Source organism: Streptomyces sp. RB17, assembly GCF_009604455.1.
Lineage (GTDB): Bacteria > Actinomycetota > Actinomycetes > Streptomycetales > Streptomycetaceae > Streptomyces.
Map to the genome: position 1 here is coordinate 370343 of NZ_WEGL01000008.1, position 20484 is coordinate 390826.

Below are 20484 nucleotides of genomic sequence, written 5' to 3' on the forward strand. Positions count from 1 at the left end.
TGGGCATTCGCGGGACGGCGGCGGTCGATGCTTTCGAAACTCCGAACATCGCTGACTCGGTCCGGGCGGGGTCGGTCCGGGGTGCGGGTCCAGCCTGAAGTCGGCCGGGCTGATCAACTCATGGCCTGGTCACTGGTCACCTCATTTCAGGGCGCCCAGGGTCACCCCCGTGCGCCAGTACCGCCGCATCGCGACCATCATCACCGCCATCGGCACGATGGACAGCAGCGCACCGGTCAGCACGAGCCCCGTCAGATCGACCCCGGACTCCAGGCGGGTGCCCGACCAGTTGTACAGGCCGAGGTTGAGGGTCCAGTTCTCCTTGCCGCGCAGCACGGTCAGCGGGAGGAAGAAGGCGTTCCAGGTGTTGGCGAAGGCCAGCAGGAAGACCGTCGCGCCCCCCGTCGTCATCATCCGCAGCACGATGCTGAAGAAGATGCGCAGTTCCCCGGCACCGTCGAGGCGGGCCGCCTCCAGCAACTCGTAGGGGATGGTGGCCTCGGCGTACACCTTGGCCAGGTACACGCTGAACGGGTTGATCAGGCAGGGGATCAGCATCGCCCAGGGGGTGTCCACCAGGCCGATCGCGGAGAACAGCAGGTACAGGGGGAGCGTGAGCAGCGCGATGGGGATCAGGAACGAGCCGACGACGCACGCGAAGACGACGTTGCGTCCCGGGAAGTCGAACCGGGCCAGGCCGTAGCCCGTGGCGAGCGCGACGAGGGTGCCGCCGAGGGAGCCGACACCGGCGTACAGCAGCGAGTTGGCGGTCCAGCGCAGGAAGATGCCGTCCTGGTAGGTGACCACCTGGTGCAGGTTGTCCCACAGGTGCCAGCCGGAGAACCACAGGCCGCTCTGGTACAGCGCGGTACGGTCCTTGGTCGCGCTGACGAGCAGCCACCACACCGGAAACAGGCTGTAAACGCTTGCGAGAATGAGTCCGAGGAGCAGGAAGCGCTGGCCGCCCCGTCGGTGGGGGTCCGCGTCCGGGCGGGACAGGCGTCGCACACCGCGGGCGGGGGGCCGCTCGGTGGGGGCTTCGGTGACCGCCATCAGTCGGCCTCCTTCGAGGTGAACCGGTAGAAGAGGAAGGAGGCCACGCCCAGGATCAGGGCGAGCAGTACCGACAGGGCCGCGGCGTAGTGGTAGTTGCCAGAGTTGAACGCCTGGTTGTAGATGATCACGATCGGGGTGAAGCTGTCGCTGACCGTCTGCGGGGTGACGTTCCGGAACAGCGCGGGCTCGTTGAAGATCTGCAGCATCTGGATGATGGACAGCAGCCCGGTGAGGACCAGGGCGCCGCGCACGTACGGCACTTTGATGCTGCGGGCGATCCGTGTCTCCGAGGCGCCGTCCAGCCGGGCAGCCTCGAACAGCTCGCGGGGCACCCCCTGCAGCGCCGAGTAGATGATCACCATGTTGTAGCCGATGCCGTGCCAGGTCAGCAGGTTGCCGATGGACGGCCACACCATCGACGGCGCGAAGAAGTTCCAGTGGAAGCCGAAGACCTTGCCGAGCGGGGTCAGCGGGCCGACGTCCGGGCTGTAGAGGTTGACCCACATGATCGCCGCGACCACACCCGGGATCATGTACGGCACCAGCAGCAGGATCCGGAACCGGCCGGCCGCCCGGGAGGCGAGCGCGTCCAGACACAGCGCCAGCACCAGGCTGATGAACAGCATCACCGGGATCTGCACGCAGGCGAACAGCACCACCCGGAGGATGGAGTGCATGAACGCCGCGTCCGTCAGGCCCTTGGTGTAGTTGTCGAGCCCGGCGAACTCGGTGGTGGAGCCGCCGAGTCCGAGACCGGACTGGTGCTCGCGGAACAGCGACTGGTGGACGGCGTACCCGATCGGGAGCAGGTAGAGGAACACGAAGCCGAGCTGGAAGGGCACCGTGAACGCGGCACCCTTCCAGCGCATGGAGCGAATCATCGTCGGTGCCTCAGCCCTTGACGCTGATGCCGCGGGACTTCAGGTCGCTCACCGTCCACTGCTGCATGTGCGCGAGCAGGTCGGTGACCTTCTCCTGCTTGTCGACCACCTTGGCCCAGCCCGCCTGCATCTCGGTGAACATCGCGGTCCAGTCCGGGCCGAAGGTCCAGTCGGTGGTCACGGTGCCCAGGCTGTCGGTCACGACCTTCTGCGCCGGCCGGTAGTTCGTGCCGAGCAGCTTCCGCGAGACCGACTCGCCGACGTACGCGTTCGCGTCCTTCAGCGCCGGCATCACACCGTTGCCCGTCTCCGGGCTCGCCATCGTCTTGACCGCGCCGGAGTCGGTCGACATCCACAGTGCAGCCTGCGCCGCCTGCTCCTGGTTCCTGCACTGCTTGGTCACCAGGGTCACGCCGCCGGTCAGGTTGGTGCCGGCAGGCGTCTTAGGCGCCTCTCCCCGGTACGTCGGCCACGGCGCCAGCGCCCACTTGCCGAAGGACTTGCTGAAGTTCTGCACCATGCCGGCCATCTGCCAGGTGGAGATCTGCCGGGTGGCGGTGCCGCCGTCGTCGTAGTTGCGCTGTACGGCCGCGTAGTCGGCGAAGGACAGCTTGGAGTTCAGGTCGTTGTCGATGATCTCCTGGACCACCTTGGCGGCCTTCAGGGTGCCCGGGTCCTGGAAGTTCACCTTCCAGGAGTTGCCGGCGATGGCGTACCAGTGCGCCCCGGCCTGCATGGCGAGCACCTCCAGGGTGCTCGGGTCCTCGCCGGCGTAGTTGGTGATCTTGATGCCGTGCTTCTTCAGCACCTTGCCGGCCGTGATGAAGTCGTCCCAGGTCGTGGGGGTCTTCAGGCCGTACTTCTGGAAGATGTCGGTGCGGTAGATGGTGAAGTTCGGCGCGGAGCCGGTGGGAACGCCGTACATCCTGCCCTGCACCTGGGCGCTCGCCCAGGAGCCGGAGTTGAACTTGTCCTTGGCGGACTCGACGTACGGGGTGATGTCGGCGAGTGCGCCCTGCGACACCCAACTGGTCACGTACTCGGCGGTGTTCTGCAGCAGACAGGGCGCGTTGCCCGCCTTCACCGCGTTGGTCAGCTGCTTCTGCATGGTCAGCTGGTCGGTGACCTTGGTGTACTTCAGCCTGATGTCCTTGTGGGAGGCGTTGAACGCCTTCACGACGGCCTCCTGGCCGTTCGCCCAGCCCCAGAAGTCGAGGGTGACGGGGCCGGACGGCTTCGAGGACGCGTCGTCGCCCGAGCCGGATCCGCCGCAGGCGGAGAGCAGGCCGGCGAGTGCGATTCCCGCGACGGTGGCGGTGGCGAACCTTCTCCGGGGGCTGGTGAAGTTCATCTGACCTTGATCCTTCGGATGTAGGCGTTCTCAGGAGGTCTGAGGAGGTCTGAGGAGATCTCGGGAGGCAGTCGGCGGGGCCTGACGAAGAATCAGGACGTGCGGGAGCCTCGGGAGTTCTCAGAACGGCAGGACGGCGGCTCGGGGAATGTGGCGGCCGGAAATGGCGGGGCCGGAAACCGTCGGCTCGCGGTTGCGGGGACCGGCCAAGCGGAAGCTGTAGTAAGCGGTTGCTGGGACGGTAGGCGACGGTCTCGCCCGGAGCAAGAGGGCCGGGGGAATTTGTTACGGCGGAGGGTCCGTCAGGGGCCTGCGGCGCACGCCCGGGTGCACGGGAACTGCGGGGCAATCGCCTAGGTCAGCGCCTTGCGATGAGGAGCTTCCGAGGGTTCGGCGGGAGGTCCGAGAAAGGGGCGAGGGAGTCGTAAAACTTCAGAAACCGGTTACGTAACCATCTCAGCGCGCTGTCCGCGTGGGGGCAGGCGGCCGCACGGAGTTGCGTACGACGACATGGGTGCCCAGCACCAGGTGCTCGCCGTCGGTGCCCTTCCGGCGGCCCGCGCCACCCCCACGCCGGTCCGCCACGGCGCGCAGCGCCACCCGGCCCATCTCCTCGTACGGCACGTGCACGGTGGTCAGTTGGGGTGTCAGCTGGGAGGCGAGCGGGATGTCGTCGTACCCCACGATCGAGACGTCCTCCGGCACCCGCAGGCCGGCCGCGCGCAGGGCCTGCATGGCGCCGGCGGCCACGACGTCGGTCCCGGCGAGCACGGCGGTGAAGTCCGGCGTCTCGTGCAGGGCGGACTCGACCGCTTCGTAGCCGTGTGTGTCGTCGTACGGGCCGTGCCGGACCAGACCCGGGTCGAACGGCACGCCGTACGCCTCGAAGGCCCGCTGCGCTCCCCTCAACCTGCCTTGCGCCGTGGTCAGTCGGTCGGGCCCGGGCAGGACGAGGACGCGCCGGTGGCCGGCCGACAGCAGATGGCTGGCCATGGCGTAGGCGCCGCCCTCGTTGTCGTAGTCGACCGTCGTGGCCGGGACGTCGCCCTCCAGGGGCGGCCTGCCCACCAGGACGAGATGGGATCCGGCCGCGTCCAGGGAACGGGCGAAGCGGGCCATGCGCAGCTGGTACTCGTCGAAGTCGTACGCGCCGCCGAGCAGCACCACGGCGGCCACGCCCTGCTGCCGCATGAGGTTGACCAGGGCGAGCTCCCGCTCGGGGTCGTCGCCGGTCGTGCCGACGAGCGACAGCCAGCCGCGCAGCGTGGCGGCACCCTCGACACCCTTGGCCACGTGGGCGAACGCGGCACCGGTGATGTTGTTGATGAGGATCGCCACCGTCGGAGTGCCGCCGCCGGCCAGCGAGCGGGCGTGGGCGTTGGTGACGTAGTCCAGGTCCCGGACGACCTTCATCACGCGCCGGCGCAGCTCGTCCGAGACCGGGTAGTTGCCCGACAGCACCCGCGAGACGCTCGCCACGGAGACTCCGGCGCGCTCCGCCACGTCCCGGATGGTGGCCCGGCCGGCGTCACCGGTCGCCTTGCGCTGACTCACCGTTGCGGCTCCTTCGACGTCGTGGCGCGTTTCCCTTCTGCCCGGGTCCCGCCCCCGTAGGTGCGGGAACCGTATCCCATCGTCACTCCGGGCAGATGAGGCTGTGGACAACGCTCCTGCCGGGTGCATCAGGCGACCCGGGCCAGATCCTCGTGCCGCACCTCGTGCAGCGGCGGCAGGCCCGTGGCCAGCCGCTCCAGCTCCGCCACGACGATCGCGCCCAGCCGCTCCAGCTCGTTGCCGAGCGAGCCCGCGATGTGCGGGGTGAGGAAGACGTTGGGCAGCCGGTACAGCGGGGAACCGGCGGGCAGCGGCTCGGGTTCGGTGACGTCGAGGACCGCGCGGAGCCGTCCGGAGACCAGTTCCTCGGTCAGCGCCTCTTGGTCGACCAGCGCACCGCGCGCGGTGTTGATCAGCACACCGCCGTCCCGGACGAGGGCGAGCCGGGTGCGGTCGAGCATGTGGTGGGTCTCGGGGATGTCGGGGGCGTGCAGGCTGACGATGTCGCTGTGCCGCAACAGGTCCTCCAGCGGCAGCAGTTCCGCCCCGAGGGCGGCGGCCTCGGCGGGGCTCACGTAGGGGTCGTGCAGCAGGACCGTGAGGTCGAAGGGCCGCAGCAGCTCCATGAGGCGGCGGCCCACGCGGGAGGCGCCGACGACCCCGACGCGGCGGCCGAGATTGCCCGTGGCCGCGGTCTCGGCGGGGGCCGGCCCGTCGTGGGTGCGGCGGTAGCGCTCGCGGAGGGCGAAGGCGTCCTTTCCGGCGAGCAGGATCATCGCGAGCGTGTACTCCGCCACCGGCAGGGCGTTGCCGGTGACCGCGCTGGACACGGTGACGCCCTGTTTCCACAGAGGCTCGCCGATCAGGGATCGGACCGAGCCCGCCGCGTGCAGGACGGCCCGCAGCTTCGGGACGGCGGCCAGCACGGCGGCGTCCAGGCGCGGACAGCCCCAGCCGGTGATCAGCACCTCGGCCTGGGCCAGCGCGTCGGCCGTCGCCGGATCGGTGAAGTCCCGTACGACGAGCTGCGTGTCGATGCCGGCCGTCCGCCTCAGCCGAGCCATGAGCGGCGGGGGGAAGAGCAGCGGCAGATGTACCGGATCCATCGCGAACACGGCCCGCGGCGGTTGAGGGCTGGGCATGGCTCTCCTGGGAGGGAAGGGAAAGGAGGTGTGGCTCTGGGAGGATGGAAACAGTTTCAGAAAGCGCCTTCTACCGTATGTCCGCCGGGAGGGGTGGTCAATCAGCTGTCGGCTGGGGCGGGTGGCGGGGGTAGCGCACTGAGGGGCTCGGGGTTGGGGGCGCCTGAGCAGTTCGACAACCGGTTTCACCGTCCGGTGCGGACGGTGTCGCGTCGCCCCGCCCTCTCGATGACCTGCATATTCAGGGTGTTTCCGCGCGGTAGGTCAGGGCGTCGAAGTCACGTCGTCTTTCCGAAAGTTCGTCAAGGCTCTTGACGCGTCGGCGGTACCGGAAGAAGCTCCCCCCACGTAGAAACCGGTTGCCGAATCGACATCCGATCGATGAGCCGAGCACTGACCGGTGCTTCGAACCGGGACGTCCACCTCCGGTCTCGGCCGATCTTCCTCAAGTGACCTTCCTCATCTGCCCCTTCACCCCGCGAGGAGCCCCGCATGACCCCGTCCCTGTCGCGCCGTACCGCCCTGCAGGCGGCCGGTGCCGCCGTGCTCGCCGCCGGCCTGTCCGGCCTGACGGCCACGGCGGCCCGGGCGGACGGCGGCAACGCCGCCCCGAAGCTGGTCACTTACCCGCGCCCGTCGACCATGCCGACGAACACGAGCTTCCAGGTACGGGTGCGCACCGCGCCCGACGGCGACTGGCAGACCCTCGACATCTGGCGGCCCCAGCTGGAGGAGATCAACCCCGCCACCGGCTCGGGCAAGGTCTACAACTCCTCGATGGTGTACTTCGACTTCCAGGGCTCCGCCGAGATCGAGGTCACCTACCTCAAGGGCGGCACCACCAAGGCCCGAGTGAGACCGGACGCGCTCGGCATCAAGCCCGACCTGCTCGGCGACACCCTGCGCTTCACCCTGGACGAACCGCGTGACGTCGTCGTCCAGATCAACGACGAGATCTTCGACTGCCTGCACGTCCTCACCAACCACATCGACCCCGACCCGCCCTCCGCCGACGATCCCGACGTCCTCTACTTCGGGCCCGGCGTGCACACGGTCACCGGAAACGTCCTCAACGTACCGAGCGGCAAGACGGTCTACCTGGCGGGCGGTGCCGTCCTGACCGCCCAGGTCTACTTCAAGGATGTCGAGAAGGCCGCCGTCACCGGGCGTGGTGTCCTCTACGCGAACCCCGGTGGCGCCATCCTCAGTGAGGGCAGCAAGAACATCCGCGTCGAGGACGTCGTCATCCTGAACCCGGGCGGCTACGCGGGCACGTTCGCGGAAAGCCAGAACGTCCACGTCATGAAAGCGCGCGCGTTCAGTTCGAAGGGCAACGGCGACGGCTTCGACGTCTTCTCCTCCTCCGGCGTCGTCTTCGACGGCTGCTTCATGCGCAACTCCGACGACTGCATAGCGATCTACTGCCATCGCTGGAACTACTACGGTGACAGCCGCGACATCACCGTCCAGAACTGCACCCTGTGGGCCGACGTCGCCCATCCGATCAACATCGGCACGCACGGCGACACCGACGCCCCCGAGGTCATCGAGAACCTGGTCATCAAGAACCTCGACATCCTCGACCACCGCGAACCGCAGATGCTCTACCAGGGCTGCATCGCGCTCAACCCGGGGGATTCCAACCTGATCCAGAACGTCCGGATCGAGGACATCCGCATCGAGGACTTCCGCTGGGGACAGGTCATCAACATGCGGGTGATGTACAACACCAAGTACAACACCTCGCCCGGACGCGGTATCGAAAACGTTTACATCAAGAACCTCACCTACACGGGCACCCATGCGAACCCGTCGATCTTCGTCGGCTACGACGAGGACCGCGCCATCAAGAACATCACGTTCGAGAACCTGGTGATCAACGGCCGGGTCGTCGCCGACTCCATGCAGAAACCCAAGTGGTACCTGACCACCGACGCGATCCAGTGGTACTACAACGAACACGTCCAGAACCTGACGTTCCTCACCACCGCCGAGGCCGAGGCGGCCGCCGCGTCATGACGAACCCCGCACCGAGCCGCCGGGGTTTCCTCGGCGGCGCGGCCGCCCTGCTGGTGGCGTCGGGCACGAGCGGCCTGCTCGGCCCCGGCACCGCCGGGGCCGCCGCTCAGGACAGCACCACCCCGGCAGCCTTCACCCACTCGGGGCTCCTGCACAGCGCCGCCGACCTCGCCCGGATGAAGGCCGCGGTCGCCGCCAGGCAGTCCCCGGTCTACGACGGCTACCTCGCCCTCGCCGCCCACTCCCGCTCCAAGCCGACGTACGCCATCCAGAACACGGGACAGATCACCTCCTGGGGCCGTGGCCCCGCCAACTTCCAGAACCAGGCCGTGGCCGACTCCGCCGCCGCATACCAGCTCGCCCTCATGTGGTGCGTGACGGGCGACGGCACGTACGCCGACAGGGCCCGCGACATCCTCAACGCCTGGTCGGCGTCCCTGACTGCCGTCACCGGCGCCGATGGACCGCTCGGCGCCGGCCTGCAGGCCTTCAAGTTCGTCAACGCCGCCGAACTGCTCCGCCACAGTGGCTACGACGGCTGGGCCGCCGACGACATCGCCCGCTGTGAGGAGTCGTTCCTCACCGTCTGGTATCCGGCCGTGTCCGGATACATGCTCTACGCCAACGGCAACTGGGACCTGACTGCCATTCAGGCCGTCCTGGCCATCGGCGTGTTCTGCGAGGAGCGCACCCTCTTCGAGAGCGCGCTGCGGTTCGCCGCCGCCGGCGCGGGCAACGGCAGCGTCCTGCACCGCGTCGTCACCGACGCGGGTCAAGGTCAGGAGTCCGGGCGCGACCAGGGCCACGAACAGCTGGCCGTGGGCCTCATGGGGGACATCGCCCAGGTCGCCTGGAACCAGGGCGTCGACCTGTGGGGGTACGACAGCAACCGCATTCTCGCCAACGCCGAGTACGCCGCCCGCTACAACCTCGGCGGCGACGTCCCCTTCACCCCCGACCTCGACCGCACCGGCAAGTACCTCAAGACGGCCGTCTCCGCCATCTCGCGCGGCAACCTCCCGCCGATCTACGAGATGTACTACGCCCACTACGCCGGCGTCCGGGGCCTCGACGCCCCGTACACCAAGGCCGCCGTCTTCCGCGGCACCTCGGGGATCCGCGTGGTCGAGGGCAGCAACGACGACCTACCCAGCTGGGGCACCTTCACCTACGCGGGCACCGAGGCACCCGCGGCGGCCGTCCCCAGGGCACCGGCGGGCGTCACAGCCATCGGCGACGACACGTCCGTCACCGTGACCTGGCTGCCCTCCGCATGGGCCGACTCGTACACCGTCCTGCGCGCCATCGCCCCCGACGGCCCGTACGAGGAGATCGCGACCGGCGTCGGCACACCGGCGTACACCGACCGCGGCGCGCGCGGCAGCCGCACGTACTACTACGCCGTCAGGGCCTTCAACTCCCAGGGGAGCAGCGGCAGTTCCACATGGCCGGCGGCCGCCGCCCGGCTCCCAGAGCCCTGGGCCACGCAGGACCTCGGGGACGTGCGGATCCCCGGGTCCGCCGCCTTCGACGGCGAGCGGTTCGTGCTGGAGGCGTCCGGCACCGCCGACACCTACCGCCTCGTCCACCTCCCGCTGGACGGCGACGGCACCGCCACCGCACGGATCGTGTGGCCGCTCAGCTCCCAGTACTCCAAGATCGGCGTCACCCTCCGCGCCTCCCTCGATGCCGACGCCGCGCACGCCGCCATGCTGATCCAGGGCCTGCCTCTGCACACCTGGAGCGGCGTGTGGACCGTACGCCCCAAGGCCGGGTCCGGTATCTCGGCCACCGGCAGCACCCCCGTACCCCCCTCGCAGCAGACGGCGATCACCGTGAACGCCGCCTTCCCGATCTCCAGCCTCGGCACGCTGCCCGAGTCGGCGACCCCGCTCGAGGCCCCGTACGTCGAGGGCGCCGGCGACGGCTACCGGCTCCGCATGCCGTACTGGGTACGGGTGACCCGCCGGGGCGATGTGTGCACCGGCGCGATCTCACCCGACGGCATACGGTGGACCGAGGTGGGGTCGACGGTAGGCGATCTCCCGCACACCGTGTACGCCGGCCTCGTCCTCACCTCCTGCCTCGGCGTCGACGAGGACTACGCCGAGACCGGCACCGGCGCCTTCGACAACGTCAGCGTCGTCTCCCGTACCCACGGCGAGCTCTGGACCGTCCCGCGCCCCTCCTATGCCGCCTCCGACCTGCGTGCGAGCACCGGCGCCGACGCGATCGAGCTGGCCTGGACCGACCCGGACCTGTCCGCCCGCTACAAGGTCCTGCGCGCCACCGACCCGGACGGCCCCCACCACACCGTCGCCACCGGCATCGGGCCGGTCGGTACCGGCGCCCGCATCCGGTACACAGACCCCACCGGCGCGCCCGGCACGACCTACCACTACACCGTTGTGAAGACCAACACCGCCGGCCGGGGCCCGCTGTCGCAGTCCGCCTCCGCCGCCATGCCGAACCCGTCCGTGCCCCAACTCGCCTCGGCCGCAACAGCCTTTGCCAACAAGGGAGTTGCCTTCCAGTACCTCCTGCGGGCCACGCACGAACCCACCCGGTTCGCGGCGGAGGGGCTGCCCGACGGCCTGCGCGTCACCCCCCGCACCGGCCTGATCTCCGGAACACCTACTGGCACCGGCGAGTTCATCGTCACCACGACCGCGGGCAACGCGGCCGGCGAGACGAACGGCACCCTCACCCTCGCCGTCGGCACCCCGCCGCCCGCTCCCTGGACGTATGGCGACCTCGGCGACGTCATCCTCGACGACCGCGCCTACGGCACGCTCGGCGTGGTCGCCGTCCAGACCTCCGGCAGCACCGCCCACCAGGACGGGACCTTCGTGGTGCGGGGCGCCGGAACCGACCTCACCGTCAACAACCAGGGCATGACCGGCCAGTTCGTACGGCAGCCCGTCACCGGCGACTGTGAGATCACCGCCCGGCTGGTCTCCCGCAGCGGGGCGAGCGACGACCGGGTCGGGCTGCTCATGGCCAAGTCCCTGTCGCCGTTCGACCAGGCGGCCGGGGCGATCGTCACCGGCGGCACCAGCGCACAGCTCATGCTGCGCACGACCGTAGCCGGAAAGTCCGCCTTCACGGGCAACGCGACGGTCACCGCCCCCTGCCTGCTCCGGCTCAGGCGCACCGGCACCAGCTTCTCCGCCCACACCTCCACCGATGACGGCGCCACCTGGGCCCCCCTCGCCGCGGGCGACATCCCCGGCTTCGGTGACGCCCCCTACCACGTGGGCCTCGTGGTCTGCTCCCGCGATCCCCTGGCCCGCAGCACCACCGAGTTCGACGAGGTGAGCATCACCCCCATGTAGAAACTCCATGATGGGAGACACCGCATGAGCCGCACTTCCCCCCACATACATCTCCCGAGTGCTGAGGTGAGCCGCCGCGGTCTGCTCAAGACCGCCGGCGGCCTCACCGCCGCCCTCGCCCTCGGCGCCTCCGCCTCCGCCACCACCGCGGACGCCGCGCCGGCGGCCTTCACCCACCCCGGCATGCTGCACAACGCCGGCGACATCAACCGCGCCAAGGTCCGGGTCGCGGCGGGCGACGACCCCTGGCTGTCCGGCTGGAACAGGCTGACCGCCAACTCCCACTCCGCGTCCACCTGGACGCCCAACCCGCAGGCCACGATCATTCGCGGGGGCACCGGCGAGAACTACGGCATCCTGTACAACGACATCGCCGCCGCCTACCAGAACGCCCTGCGCTGGAAGGTCGGCGGCACCGAGGCCAACGCCGAGTGCGCCGCCAAGATACTCAACGCCTGGTCGTCCACCCTCGCCACGGTCACCGGGAACGCCGACCGCTTCCTCGCCGCCGGAATCTACGGCTGGGAGTTCGCCAACGCGGCCGAACTCATGCGTGACTACGACGGTTTCGACCTCGCCGCCTTCCAGGACATGATGGTGAGCGTTTTCTACCCGCTCAACGACAGCTTCCTGACCAGCCACAACGACGCCTGCATCACCAACTACTGGGCGAACTGGGACCTGTGCACCATGGCCTCCGTCATGGCCATCGGGATCCTGTGCGACGACGGCGCCAAGTACGACCAGGCCGTCAGCTACTTCAAGACCGGCGCCGGAAACGGTTCCATCCAGCACGCCGTACCGTTCCTGTACGCGAACGTCGACGGCTACGACCTCGGCCAGTGGCAGGAGTTCGGCCGCGACCAGGGCCACACCGTCATGGGCATGGGCCAGATGGGCGCGATCTGCGAGATGGCCTGGAACCAGGGCGACGACCTGTACTCCTACGACAGCCGGCGGTTCATGAAGGCCGCCCAGTACGTGGCCAAGTACAACCTCGGCGACGACGTCCCGTTCACCACCTACACCTGGGGCAGCGGCCAGACCTGCACCCAGCAGTCCCAGACGGTGATCGGCTCCGGGTCCCGCGGCCAGGTGCGCCCCGTGTGGGCGATGCTGCACTTCCACTACAACCGGCGCCTGTACCTCGACGACAAGTACATCTCCGCGATGTACTACTCGGTCGCCCCGGAGGGCGGCGGCGGGGACTACGGGTCCACCAGCGGCGGCTACGACCAGCTCGGCTTCGGCACCCTGATGTACGCCAAGTAGCCGCCGTACAGAAAGCAACGGCCCGCCACCCACCGCCCCGGGGTAGCCCGGACGGCCCTCCCGCGCACCGTGCAGCCGGAATACCGGACGTTCTTGTGGTGCTCTGTTGGTGCACGGTGCACGAGTGCGCGGCGAAGGGCTGGTGGGCGATGACGGCGGACCAGGCGAACCCCGAGGTCAGGCCCGAGGTCAGAACGCCGTACGGAGTCGTACGCGGCCGGTACGAACACGGCGTCGCGGTGTTCCGGGGCATCCCGTACGCCGCCCCGCCCTTCGGCCCCCTCCGGTTCCGCCCGCCCGAGGCGCCCGAGCCCTGGGACGGGGTGCGCGACGCCGGCGCCTTCGGTGCCACCGCGCCGAAACCGCCGTACTCCGAGGCCTTCGCCCAGTATCTGTCCGACCCGGAGATCCCCGGCGAGGACTGCCTCAACCTCAACGTATGGACTCCCGAGCCGGGCCCCGGCGCCCGCCTCCCGGTCCTCGTCTGGCTCCACGGCGGCGCCCTGACCAGGGGTTCCTCCGCCGTGCCCGTCTACGACGGCGCCACCTTCGCCCGGGACGGTGTCGTCTGTGTCTCCGTCAACTACCGGCTGGGCGTCGAGGGCTACGGACTGTTCCCCGACGCACCGCCCAACCCCGGCCTGCGTGACCAGCTCGCCGCCCTGCGCTGGGTGCACGACGCGATCGGCGCCTTCGGCGGCGACCCGGACCGGGTCACCCTGTGCGGCCAGTCGGCCGGCGCCATCAGCACCGGCGCCCTGCTCGCCGCACCCGCGAGCCGGGGCCTGATCCGGCGCGCGGTCCTGCAGAGCGGACCACCGGAGGCGTCTGAACGGGACAAGGTACGGCGGATGGTGCGCCGCATGGCCACCCGGCTGAAGATCCCCGCCACCGCCGAGGCCTTCGCGGCCGTCGACCGTGACCTGCTGCTGCGCACCCAGGCCGAGGTCGGCCGGCTCAGCAGCCCGGTCCTGGGCGGACCCGCGTTCGGCATCGTCGTGGACGGCGACCTCGTGCCCCGCGACCCCCTCCAGGCCCTGATCGACGGCGACGCCGCGCAGGACGTCGAGCTGCTCATGGGCTGGACCCGGGACGAGTACCGGCTCTGGCTCGTGCCCGGCGGGCTGCTGGACCACGTCGACCGGCTCGGCCCCGTCGCCCTCGCCGGCGCCATGGCCCGCTGCCGCGCCGGCCACGAGGTGCCCCGCGGCTACCGCGCTCTGCACCCCGACGCCGGCGCTGCCGAGATCGTCGGCCAGATGGTCACCGACCACCTGCTGCGCCTCCCGCTGCACCGCCTTGCCGACGCCCGCCCCGGCGCTTCCTACGTGTTTGAGTTCGCCTGGCCGTCCAACCGTCCCGGCCTCGGCGCCTGCCACGCCCTGGAACTGGGGTTCGTCTTCGACTCCGGTGACCTGCCCGAGTCGCAGAAACTGGCGGGTGAGGGAGCCCCGCGGGAGCTGGCCGAGGCGATGCACGCGGCATGGGTGCGCTTCGTGACGACCGGGGATCCCGGCTGGCAGGCCTGGGACGCGTCCCATCCGGTGCGGATCTTCGGCGACGGTGAACCGCATACCGCATTCGGTGTGCGGGATGCGGAAATCGCCCTCTGGTCGACCGCACCCACCGTCCCGGAACCCGGCCCCACCTCGGACATCCGCGCACCGGGAGCGGAGCTGGCGGCGGCGGTACGACGCCTGCGGTGGTCGGTGGGGGTGGCGCGGCGCCGGTGATGGTCGACAGCCGACTGTCGACAGTTGCCCGTCGTCGCCAGACCGTCGCCGGCCGGCCGACACAGGCGACGGGGCTGATCGTCGCCGGTCGCCGGTCGGGGCGGGTCCGTCGTCGCGGGTCGCCAGCCGCCCCGTCGCCCGTCGCCGACCGCAGGTGGCCGGTCGCCGGGCGGCCCGCCCCGACCGCAGGGGGCCTCCGGGCGGTCCGCCCCGACCTCACCGAGGCCTCACCCCCGGACCGCCGCCACGGAATCCCGCACCACCACATGCGTGCCCAGCAGCAGATGCTCGCCGGGAGAGTCCGCGGAGTGGCCCAGGGCGGTGCGCACGGCGAGCCGGCCCAGCTCCTCGTAGGGGACGTGCACGGTCGTCAGCGCCGGGCGCAGGTCGCGGGCGAACGGAATGTCGTCGTACCCGGCGAGCGACACGTCCCCCGGCACGTCCAGACCGGCCTCGTGCAGCGCGGTCAGGGCGCCCGCGGCGACCATGTCGGTCGCGGCCACCACGGCCGTGAAGTCCAGCCCCCGCTCCAGCGCCCGGCGCATCAGCCGGTGCCCGGAGTCCCGGGTGAAGTCGCCGTGCAGCAGCAGGTCCGGGTCGGGTTCCAGCCCGCGGGAGCGATGCGCGCCCACGTAACCGCGTTCGCGGCCCTGCGCCGTGGTGTGGTCCGGCTTGCCGCCGAGGAACAGCACCCGCCGGTGGCCCTGGCCGAGGACGTGCGCCACGAGCGCGTGAGCCCCGCCCTCGTTGTCGTACTCGATCACCGTCACCGGCGCGCCCGGACCGAGCGGTGGCCGTCCGCACAGCACCAGCCGGGACCCGGCCGAGGCCAGCGAGTCGGCGATACGGCGCGTGCGTGCCCGGTACTCGGGCGTGTCCGCCGCGCCGCCGACCAGGATCACCGCCGCCGCCCGCTGGGCGCGCATCGTCTCGATGAAGTCCAGTTCCTGCCGCAGGTCGCCGTCCGTGCTGCAGACCAGGCACAGATGCCCGAGCCGCGCGGCCTCGCGCTCCACCCCCCGCGCCATGTGCGCGAACGACGGCCCCGTGATGTCCTCCAGCACGAACGCCAGGGTCGGCGTACCGACCCCGGCGACGGCCTTGGCGCGCGCGTCGGCCACGTAGTCCATCTCGCGTACGGCCCGCATCACCCGGGTCCGGGTCGCCGTGCTCACCGGATACACCCCGCCCAGTACCCGGGACACGGTCGACGCGGACACCCCGGCCCGTGCCGCGACATCGCGGATCGTGCTCCGCCCGGCGGCGTCGCTCTTCCTGGTCATTCCCCAGCCCCTCCGCACCGTCGGGAACTGCGGCAACATCGACAGAAACCGGTTCCCGGGCGGAGGCTAGCGCCCGGGAGCGGGCGTGGGCCAGTGCGATGCACCGTTCCGGCGCGCGGCCGCCACGTGCCCGGAGCTTGGTCCGGCCGCCCTGCGGGTGGCCTCGGGGACGACGGGGGCACCGCTCAGACCGTGCCCAGCGCCTGCCTGATCGCCGCGATCGCCTCCGGCCCGACCCGGCAGCACCCCCCGATGAGCCGCGCCCCCGCGTCCTGCCAGGTCTTCACCTGATCGGCGCCGAACCTCGTCCGCCCCGTCCAGGCGCGTGCCTCGGCGTCCCAGGCCTCACCGCTGTTCGGATAGACCACGACCGGCTTGCCGGTGACCCGCGCCGCGATCTCCGCCGCGGGCTGGACGTCCTGCGGCGCACAGCAGTTCACGCCGACCGCGATCACCTCGTCCACGTCGGCAGCCGGCGCGAAGGCCTCCTCCAGCGGCTGCCCTGCCCGCGTGTGCCGGCCCTCGACCGTGTACGACAGCCAGGCCGGCACCCCCAGCCCGCGCACCGCCCTCAGCAGCGCGGCGCCCTCGTCGGCGTCCGGCACCGTCTCCAGCGCCAGGACGTCCGGGGCGGCGGCGGCCAGCACCGCCATCCGCGGCCGGTGAAAGCGCTCCAGCTCGTCCATGCTCAGCCCGTACCGGCCCCGGTACTCGGATCCGTCCGCGAGCATCGCGCCGTACGGCCCGACCGACGCCGCCACCCACAGCGGCCGGTCGATGCCCTCGTCCCCGGCCTGCCGGGTGGCCTCCCGCGCGAGGTCCACGCTGGACGCGAGCAGCCGCGCGGCGTCGTCGTGGCCGATCCCGCGCCGCGCGAAGCCCTCGAAGGTGGCTTGGTAGCTCGCGGTGATGGCCACGTCCGCGCCCGCCCGGAAGTAGGCGAGATGCGCCGCCGTAACCGCTTCCGGCCGCTCGGCGAGCAGCCGGGCCGACCACAGCTCGTCGCTCAGGTCGTACCCGGCCGACTCCAGCTGGTTGGACATGCCGCCGTCGAGCACGACCGTCCCCGCGGCGAGCGCGTGGGCGAGGCTGGGGGAGGTGTCGCTGGTCATGCCACGACGCTAGTCGAAACCCGACGCCGACGGACCGCGGTGTCCAGCTGGTGAGCGCCCCGCCGCGCCGTCCCCGACCTGCGAAAAGCGGTGTCTCGGGGACGGGGCGCCCGCCTCTCCCGGCCTTCCGCCGCTGAACTGGGCACCGGTACTGCAGCCGGCCGGGCCGGGGCAGCTCGCTGTGCCTGCAGAGGAACGCCTCCGACGTCAACCGGCGAGGGCCCGGACGTGTCCGGTGCGTCCACCGCCGATTCCGCGGCGATCATCACCTACACCTGCAACGGAGGAACGGACCAGCTGTGGCCGCACCGAACATGAACCGCCCTCAGGCGAGCAGGTCGATGGCGTCGACCGCCGTGCCGGCGCTGAGATAACCCGTCGTCCCCGAACCGCTCACTCCAGGTGTCGTTGACCGTGATCTGGGGCCGGCCGCCCGCGTAGGCCGTCGGCACACCGATTCTCAGGGTGTGCGCGGCGGCGGCCTGGGCGGCGGCGAGCCTGAAGTGCACGAGCAGGCCGCTGTTGACGTCCTTCCACAGGTAGCAGGGGAAGGCGGAGGTTTCGGAACCGCTTCCGATCACCACGTTGCCGGTCCAGGAGGCGGCGCGTACGTCCGAGGGATGCGCGTACGTCATCAGGTCCGCGTTCTTGAAACCGCTCGGCGTGCCGTCCCAGTCGCCGATCCGCCGGATCGCGCTCGCGTGGGACGGGTCGTTGGAGGACGGGACGGTGATCGTGTTGAGGGTGGTCGTCGTGGAGACCCTGGTCGCGGGAATCCGGGACCAGGGCGGCGAGCCGGTGCTCGTCACCCCGATCGTCCGCCGCTGGTTCAACGCCGACGGAACCCTGGACAACACCACCGCCCTGCTGGTCAACTGCCTCGGCCTCCCCGCCGTCATCCGGTCCGTTGCCGCCACCGAGGACGCCCCCTGATCGACCTCACCGCGAAGACCAAGACGCTGGTGGAGTCCCTCGGCCCGGAGGGCTCCAAGGCGATCTACCTCTACAACGAGAAGCGCCCTGCCAGGAAGGACAGCATCCGCCGTGATCGAACTGCCCGCCGACGACCGCGAGTCCAGCCCGTACACCGGCTACACCCGCGCCCACTGGGAGGCCGCCGCCGACGGCCTGCTGGCGGCCGTCGAGCCCTACGCCACCCCCGACCGTGCCCTCTACCACCTCCCCGGCGACCATGTGAGCCACTCCGGGCACCTCTCCGACGGCCTGGAGGGATACGCCCGCACGCTGCTGCTGGCCGCCTTCCGCCGCGACGAGACCGCGCTCGGCCGCTACGCCGACGGGCTCGCCGCCGGTCCCGGCGGGGTCTGGCCGCGCATCGAGGACCGCAGCCAGCCGCTCGTCGAGGCCGCGTCCGTCGCGCTCGCGCTGCGGCTGACCCGGCCGCTGCTGTGGGACCGGCTCGACGACTGCGTGCGGCAGCGCACCGCCGACTGGCTGGCGGACGCGCTCACCGCCGAACCGTGGCCGTGCAACTGGGAGTTGTTCCCCGTCACCGTCGGCGGATTCCTCGCGGAGATCGGCCACCGGCCGGAGGCGGCACGCAAGGCGATGGACCGTGGTCTGGAGCGGATCGAGGGCTGGTATCTCGGCGACGGCTGGTACACCGACGGCGACGGCCGGAAGTTCGACTACTACAACGGCTGGGCGATGCATCTGTATACGGTCGTCCATGCGTGGCTGGCCGACGACAGGGAACTGCTTTCTGCATACGGTCGACGGTTGTCACGTCATCTCGCCGACTACGCCCGCCTGTTCGGCGGCGACGGCGCCCCCCTGCACCAGGGCCGCTCCCTCACCTATCGTTTCGCGACGGCCGCCCCGCTCTGGCTCGGCGCGCTGATCGGACAGACCCCGCTGACCCCGGGGGAGACGCGGCGCCTCGCGTCCGGTGCGCTGCGGTACTTCCTCGACGGTGGCGCGGTCGACGAGCGCGGACTGCTCCCGCTGGGCTGGCTCGGCTCCGATGAGTCGCTCGTCCAGAACTACTCGGGCCCGGCCTCCCCGTACTGGGCCGGCAAAGGGTTTCTCGGCCTTTTGCTGCCCCCTGAGCACGAGGTGTGGACGGCGACCGAGGAGCCGGGCCCGGTGGACCGCGCCGACGAGGTCCGTTCCGTCCCCGCCCCCAACTGGCTGATCCAGAGCACCCGTTCGGACGGACTGGTCCGGCTGCACAACCACGGCAGCGAGGACGTCCGCTACGACCCCTACTACACCCGGCTCGCCTATTCGACCGCGACCACGCCGGACCAGGTGTCGTACGACAACAGCGTGATCGTCGGCGGCGATGCGAGCCGCACAAAGATCGAGCCGATCGACACCGGGGCGGGGTGGATCGCCTCCCGGCACACCGTGCGTGACGGGGTCACCGTCACCAGCCTCGTGCTCGCCGACGGAGCGGTGGAGGTGCGCGCCCATCTCGTGGCCGGGGCCGAGCCGGGGACGCCGGTACGGATCACCGGCTGGTCGGCACCGGACGGGCTGCGCGCCGAACTCCTCCCGGTCCGCGGCCTGTCGGAAGACCTGACCGGTGAGACCGGTGCGGGCGAGGCCACGCTGTTCGTGGCGCTCGCCCGGCTCACCGGCGAGCCGGACCCGTGGCCCCTTGCGGACCTGGTCTCCGTGCGGGTGCGGGAGGAGGAGCGCGAGGTGAGGGTCCGCTGGGCGTCCGGGGCGGAGGGTGTCTTCGCCTTCACGCCGGCAGACGGGCGATCCGCAGGCTCTGGGTGGTCGGTGACGCGCCTGTGAGCGTGCCCTGTGATGGCCACAGGCCGGAAGTGCCGCCCCCGGGGGCTCCACCCCGGGGGCTCCACCCCCGGACCCCTCTTGCCCACCCTCCCACCGACTCGGCCGGCCCCCACCGTTCGGCCGGCGCCGAAGTGTTCGCGGCCTAGCGTGGCCGTATGACCGCAGAGTCCGCAGAGCCCACACAGCCCGCCAGGACCTCCTTCGCCGGACTCCACCACCGCCCCGGTGAGCCGCTCCTCCTGCCGAACGCCTGGGACCATGCCTCGGCCGCCGTGCTCGCGGCCCACGGGTTTCCCGCGATCGGCACGACGAGCCTCGCGGTGGCGGCGGCCGTGGGACTGCCCGACGGTCAGGGCGCGACCCGCGAGCACGCGCTGCGGCTCGCCCTCACCCTCGGCTCGGAGCCGTATCTGCTGTCGGTCGACGCCGAGGACGGCTTCGCCGACGATCCGGACGAAGTGGCGGAACTGGCACGGGAGTTGTGGGCGGTCGGGGTGGCCGGCATCAATCTGGAGGACGGGCTGGGGCCCGTCGGCCGGCACGCCGCGAAGATCGCGGCGGTGAAGGCGGCCGTGCCCGGTCTGTTCGTCAACGCCCGCACGGACACCTACTGGCTGGGTGACGGCGACGGCGACGAGACGGACACCCTGCGCCGTTTGGACGCCTACCGACAAGCCGGTGCCGATGGCGTGTTCGTGCCCGGGCTGACCGACCCCGGCCGGATCGCGGCACTCGTCCGGCGCCTCGACGTCCCCCTCAACATCCTCTACTCGCCCAGCGGACCCACCGTCGCCCACCTCGCCGACCTCGGCGTCCGCCGCGTCAGCCTCGGCTCGCTGCTCTATCGGCGGGCGTTGGGCGCGGCCGTGGAGACGATGGCCGCCGTGGCGGCCGGAGGGACGCCGCAGGGTGCCACTCCGTCGTACGACGAGGTGCAGGCGCTCAGCGATGCCGGGAACTTCCAGTAATGGTTTGACGAA

Annotated in this window: 13 protein-coding genes and 2 pseudogenes; 7 read left to right on the forward strand and 8 right to left on the reverse strand. The window is 70.9% G+C overall.

Features of this window, described 5'->3' with window-relative positions:
* Nucleotides 1–141: 141 nt before the first annotated feature.
* The 5 genes from SRB17_RS33005 to SRB17_RS33025 all read right to left on the reverse strand — a co-directional run bounded on the left by SRB17_RS33005 (nucleotide 142) and on the right by SRB17_RS33025 (nucleotide 5984).
* Nucleotides 142–1053, reverse strand: a complete 912-nt coding sequence (locus SRB17_RS33005; RefSeq protein ID WP_153543813.1) for a carbohydrate ABC transporter permease — start codon at nucleotides 1051–1053, stop codon at nucleotides 142–144.
* Nucleotides 1053–1937, reverse strand: a complete 885-nt coding sequence (locus SRB17_RS33010; RefSeq protein ID WP_153543814.1) for a carbohydrate ABC transporter permease — start codon at nucleotides 1935–1937, stop codon at nucleotides 1053–1055. The genes SRB17_RS33005 and SRB17_RS33010 overlap by 1 nt, the downstream gene beginning before the upstream one ends.
* Nucleotides 1938–1947: 10 nt before the next feature.
* On the reverse strand, nucleotides 1948–3288 hold the full coding sequence (locus SRB17_RS33015; RefSeq protein ID WP_153543815.1) for an ABC transporter substrate-binding protein: 1341 nt from the start codon (nucleotides 3286–3288) through the stop codon (nucleotides 1948–1950).
* A gap of 456 nt (nucleotides 3289–3744) precedes the next feature.
* The gene (locus tag SRB17_RS33020; protein ID WP_323376597.1) at nucleotides 3745–4842 is read right to left on the reverse strand and encodes a LacI family DNA-binding transcriptional regulator; all 1098 of its coding nucleotides are present in this window, start codon (nucleotides 4840–4842) and stop codon (nucleotides 3745–3747) included.
* Nucleotides 4843–4970: 128 nt separating this feature from the next.
* On the reverse strand, nucleotides 4971–5984 hold the full coding sequence (locus SRB17_RS33025) for a hydroxyacid dehydrogenase (RefSeq protein WP_153543817.1): 1014 nt from the start codon (nucleotides 5982–5984) through the stop codon (nucleotides 4971–4973).
* A gap of 492 nt (nucleotides 5985–6476) precedes the next feature.
* Here SRB17_RS33025 and SRB17_RS33030 point away from each other — a divergent pair, with 492 nt between their 5' ends.
* From SRB17_RS33030 to SRB17_RS33045, 4 genes are all read left to right on the forward strand, one after another.
* Nucleotides 6477–8003 (forward strand): glycosyl hydrolase family 28 protein, encoded by a 1527-nt coding sequence (locus SRB17_RS33030; RefSeq protein WP_153543818.1) that lies wholly within the window; start codon nucleotides 6477–6479, stop codon nucleotides 8001–8003.
* Entirely contained in the window at nucleotides 8000–11338 is a 3339-nt protein-coding gene (locus tag SRB17_RS33035; protein WP_153543819.1) for an alginate lyase family protein, read from the forward strand. The genes SRB17_RS33030 and SRB17_RS33035 overlap by 4 nt, the downstream gene beginning before the upstream one ends.
* A 24-nt stretch (nucleotides 11339–11362) precedes the next feature.
* Entirely contained in the window at nucleotides 11363–12610 is a 1248-nt protein-coding gene (locus SRB17_RS33040) for an alginate lyase family protein (protein WP_153543820.1), read from the forward strand.
* Nucleotides 12611–12759: 149 nt separating this feature from the next.
* Nucleotides 12760–14343 carry a carboxylesterase/lipase family protein gene (locus tag SRB17_RS33045; RefSeq protein ID WP_153543821.1) on the forward strand — a complete coding sequence of 528 codons (1584 nt, stop codon included), beginning with the start codon at nucleotides 12760–12762 and terminating at the stop codon, nucleotides 14341–14343.
* Nucleotides 14344–14570: 227 nt separating this feature from the next.
* Here the strand turns inward: SRB17_RS33045 and SRB17_RS33050 are convergent, their stop codons facing one another.
* The 3 genes and pseudogenes from SRB17_RS33050 to SRB17_RS33065 form a co-directional block, all read right to left on the reverse strand.
* Nucleotides 14571–15626 carry a LacI family DNA-binding transcriptional regulator gene (locus tag SRB17_RS33050; RefSeq protein ID WP_153543822.1) on the reverse strand — a complete coding sequence of 352 codons (1056 nt, stop codon included), beginning with the start codon at nucleotides 15624–15626 and terminating at the stop codon, nucleotides 14571–14573.
* 185 nt (nucleotides 15627–15811) lie between these two features.
* Nucleotides 15812–16738 carry a homocysteine S-methyltransferase gene (mmuM, locus tag SRB17_RS33055; RefSeq protein ID WP_153543823.1) on the reverse strand — a complete coding sequence of 309 codons (927 nt, stop codon included), beginning with the start codon at nucleotides 16736–16738 and terminating at the stop codon, nucleotides 15812–15814.
* A 325-nt stretch (nucleotides 16739–17063) separates the two neighbouring features.
* Nucleotides 17064–17490, reverse strand: a pseudogene (locus SRB17_RS33065) (polysaccharide lyase family protein); the annotation flags it as partial.
* 1 nt (nucleotide 17491) lies between these two features.
* Here SRB17_RS33065 and SRB17_RS33070 point away from each other — a divergent pair.
* The 3 genes and pseudogenes from SRB17_RS33070 to SRB17_RS33080 form a co-directional block, all read left to right on the forward strand.
* Nucleotides 17492–17778: pseudogene (locus SRB17_RS33070) on the forward strand (carbohydrate esterase); the annotation flags it as partial.
* A 7-nt stretch (nucleotides 17779–17785) separates the two neighbouring features.
* Nucleotides 17786–19504 (forward strand): DUF2264 domain-containing protein, encoded by a 1719-nt coding sequence (locus SRB17_RS33075; RefSeq protein WP_323376634.1) that lies wholly within the window; start codon nucleotides 17786–17788, stop codon nucleotides 19502–19504.
* A gap of 155 nt (nucleotides 19505–19659) precedes the next feature.
* Nucleotides 19660–20472, forward strand: coding sequence for an isocitrate lyase/PEP mutase family protein (locus SRB17_RS33080; protein WP_153543827.1), 813 nt, complete (start codon nucleotides 19660–19662; stop codon nucleotides 20470–20472).
* Nucleotides 20473–20484 lie beyond the last annotated feature (12 nt).